Source organism: Micromonospora maritima (assembly GCF_902825405.1).
GTDB lineage: Bacteria > Actinomycetota > Actinomycetes > Mycobacteriales > Micromonosporaceae > Micromonospora > Micromonospora maritima.
The window spans coordinates 1-3,002 of the sequence record NZ_CADEAU010000592.1 but is presented as its reverse complement, the minus strand read 5'-3'; the positions used below and the strand labels follow the sequence as shown (position 1 = coordinate 3,002).

Genomic DNA, 3,002 nt, shown 5'->3' with positions numbered 1-3,002 from the left:
CGGCGACCCCGGCCGCGACCAGCCGTTGCGGGCGCGTCCGCTCGACAGGTGCGTCCGCTGGGCCGAGCGGACGGGGTGGGCGTGGCCGTGCGGCCCGGTGGGCGACGGCCAGCGCCTCCACGTCGGCGACGACGACGTCCCGTGCCCCGGTCGCCTCGGCGTGGGCGAGGGTGAGGTAGAACCGGGCGTTCGGCGCGCCGGCCGCCGGCATCCGCAGCCCGGACGGCGTCCCGCCGTCGACGTGGTGCAGCAGGGTGACCGGACGGTCGGGATGGTGCGCGGGCCCGCGCAGGTCCCGCAGGGGCCAGTCGTGGTGCCCGTCGCGCCCGACGAAGGCCACCCGGCGGTCGGTCACCACGGCGGCGCCGTTGTCGACCACGCGCAGCCCGGCCGGCAGGGGACCGTCGGCCGGGTCCAGTCGGCCGGCCAACGGCAGGTCGGGCACGGGCAGCCCGGGCAGGTGCCGGGCGGTGGCCTCGACCAGCTCGACGGCGGGCAGGATGCGGTAGACGACCTCGCCGTCGTGCAGCGGCACCGGCAGCGCCGTGTCGGGCAGGGCGCACCCGTGGAACGTGTCCGCCTCGATCCGCAGCCGGTCGAGGTGCTCCGCCCGGCGCCGCCAGGCGCGCGCCGCCGTCTCGTACGCCCGGCGCCGCCGCTCGTTCTCGCGCCGCGCCCAGGCCAGCCGGCGTCCCAGGTGGGACTCGGCAGCTCCGGGTTGTCTCGCCGTCACGCCCGGTACAACGTGTCGCGCTGACCTGCGGATACGTGAGCGTGGCTATCGTCCGCTTTGGTAGCGGTATGCCCGTGCCTAGAATCGGGCCATGCCCCGGATCCTCCAGTTGCTGGCCTCGCCGGTGCACCGGTACGTGGGCCGCCCCTCGGACGGGCCCGCCCCGGCGCCGCCGGGAGAACTGGTCGAGCAGGTGCGGATCCGGTCCGGCCTGGGCATCGTCGGCGACCGCTACTTCGGCCGGCCAGCGCACCGCGCCGCGAGCGTCACACTGATCGCGCAGGAGTCGCTGCCGGCCGGCGCCGATCTCACCCAGCTCCGGCGCAACGTGCTGACCAGCGGCATCGCGGTGGACGAGCTGGTCGGTCGGGTGCTGACCCTGGACTCCGGCGACGGCCCGGTCAGCCTGCGGGTGCACCGCGCCGCCCCGCCGTGCGCCTGGCTCGACGTAGTGGTCGCGCCGGGCACCTGGAAGGCGATGCGCCGCCGGGGCGGCGTCCGGTGCGAACCGCTCACCGACGGCGTCCTGCGGGTCGGGCCGGTGACGGTCTCCGTCGACGACTGACGGCGCGTCGGGAACTTTGCCCGCCCTCCGGCCGACCAACAGCGGGGTCACCGATCGTCGGGTCGGCGGCGAGGTGGCAGGAAGGACGCCAGGGATGAACCGAGCGGGGCCGGCATCCGTACCGCCGGGCATGACCACCTCGGGCCGGCGGGCCGGCCGCGGATGAGCCCGGACACCGACGACGAGCAGGTCACCCGCTGGGCGCACCGCGCCGGTAGGGGCGACCAGCAGGCCGCCGCCGCGTTCGTCCGGGCGTTGCAGGGCCCGGTATGGCGGTTCCTCGCCCACCTCGCCGGCCCGGCCGAGGCCGACGACCTCGCCCAGGAGACGTTCCTGCGCGCGCTGCGCAGCCTGCCCGGGTTCGCCGGCCGCTCCTCCGCGCGCACCTGGGTCTTCACCATCGCCCGCCGGGTCGCCGTGGACCACGTACGGGCCGCCACCGTACGCCCCCGGGTGGCGGCGCTGTCGGACTGGCAGGCCGCCGCCGAGGCGGCCGGGGCGACGGTGCGCTGGGCCGAGTTCGACCCGGACACCGCCGAGCTGCCCGCCGGCCAGTACGCCGACCTGGTCACCGACCGGACCCGGCTGGTCGCGGTGACCGCCGGCAGCAACGCGACGGGCACCGCGCCGGACGTGGCCGCGATCGCCAAGACCGCGCACGCGGCCGGCGCGCTGGTCTGCGTGGACGGGGTGCACTCGGTCCCGCACGGCCCCACCGACCTGGCCTCGGTCGGCGCGGACTTCCTGGTCACCAGCGCGTACAAGTGGTCCGGGCCGCACCTGGCGGCGATGGTCGCCGACCCGGCCCGCTGGGAGTCGCTGCACCCGGCGAAGCTGATCCCGTCGGCCGACGCGGTCCCCGACCGGTTCGAGTACGGCACGCCCAGCTTCCCGCTGCTGGCCGGCGTGACCGCGGCGGTGGACCACCTGGCGTCGCTCGACCCGACCGCCGGCGGCGACCGGCGGGAGCGGGTACGCGCCGGCCTGGCCGCCGCCCAGGCGCACGAGGAGGCGGTCTTCGACCGGCTGCTCGCCGGGCTGGCCGCGCGCTCCTTCGTGACCGTCTACGGCGCGCCGGCCCGGCGCTGCCCCACGGTGTCGTTCCGGGTCGCCGGACAGGCCCCGGCGCGGACCGCGGCGGCGTTGGGCGAGGCCGGCATCTGTTTGTCCTCCGGCGACTACTACGCCTACGAGTACTTCCGGACCATGGGCCTGCGTGACTCCGGCGGCGCGGTGCGGGCCAGCGTCTACCACTACAACACGGTGGACGAGGTGGACCGGCTGCTGGCCGAACTGGACCGGCTGGCCGACTCCGAGGGGACAATGGTCCGGTGAGCTATCTGGTCGAGGAGAACGCCGCCAAGCACCGCTTCGAGATCCTGGTCGACGACGCGCTGGCCGGGTTCACCGCGTACCTGCCCCGGGGTGAGGTGCTGGTCTTCACGCACACCGAGGTCGACGACCGCTTCCAGGGGCAGGGCGTGGGCGCGGCGCTGATGAAGGGCACGCTGGACCAGGTCCGGGCCCGGGGCGGCCGGGTGGTGCCCCGGTGCCCGTTCATGGCCGCCTTCATCGAGCGGCATCCCGACTACGCCGACCTGGTCGTCGACGCGGCCTGAGGCCCGGCCCGACCGGGGGACCTCCCCGCCCGGTCGGGCCGGGAGTCAGCGGGCGCCGGCCAGCAGCTCGGCGGCGGCCCGGGCC

General features: G+C 76.4%; 3 protein-coding genes and 1 pseudogene. 3 read left to right on the top strand and 1 reads right to left on the bottom strand.

The features are described from left to right. Window positions 1–733: pseudogene (locus HUW36_RS29615) on the bottom strand (hypothetical protein); the annotation flags it as partial. Window positions 734–824: 91 nt separating this feature from the next. Here HUW36_RS29615 and HUW36_RS29610 point away from each other — a divergent pair. The 3 genes from HUW36_RS29610 (at window position 825) to HUW36_RS29600 (ending at window position 2,917) form a co-directional block, all read left to right on the top strand. Then, on the top strand, window positions 825–1,298 hold the full coding sequence (locus HUW36_RS29610; RefSeq protein ID WP_174531115.1) for a molybdenum cofactor biosysynthesis protein: 474 nt from the start codon (window positions 825–827) through the stop codon (window positions 1,296–1,298). A 162-nt stretch (window positions 1,299–1,460) separates the two neighbouring features. Then, window positions 1,461–2,633 (top strand): aminotransferase class V-fold PLP-dependent enzyme, encoded by a 1,173-nt coding sequence (locus HUW36_RS29605; RefSeq protein WP_174531114.1) that lies wholly within the window; start codon window positions 1,461–1,463, stop codon window positions 2,631–2,633. Continuing rightward, window positions 2,630–2,917 carry a GNAT family N-acetyltransferase gene (locus HUW36_RS29600; protein WP_174531113.1) on the top strand — a complete coding sequence of 96 codons (288 nt, stop codon included), beginning with the start codon at window positions 2,630–2,632 and terminating at the stop codon, window positions 2,915–2,917. Before HUW36_RS29605 ends, HUW36_RS29600 begins: the two co-directional genes overlap by 4 nt. Window positions 2,918–3,002 lie beyond the last annotated feature (85 nt).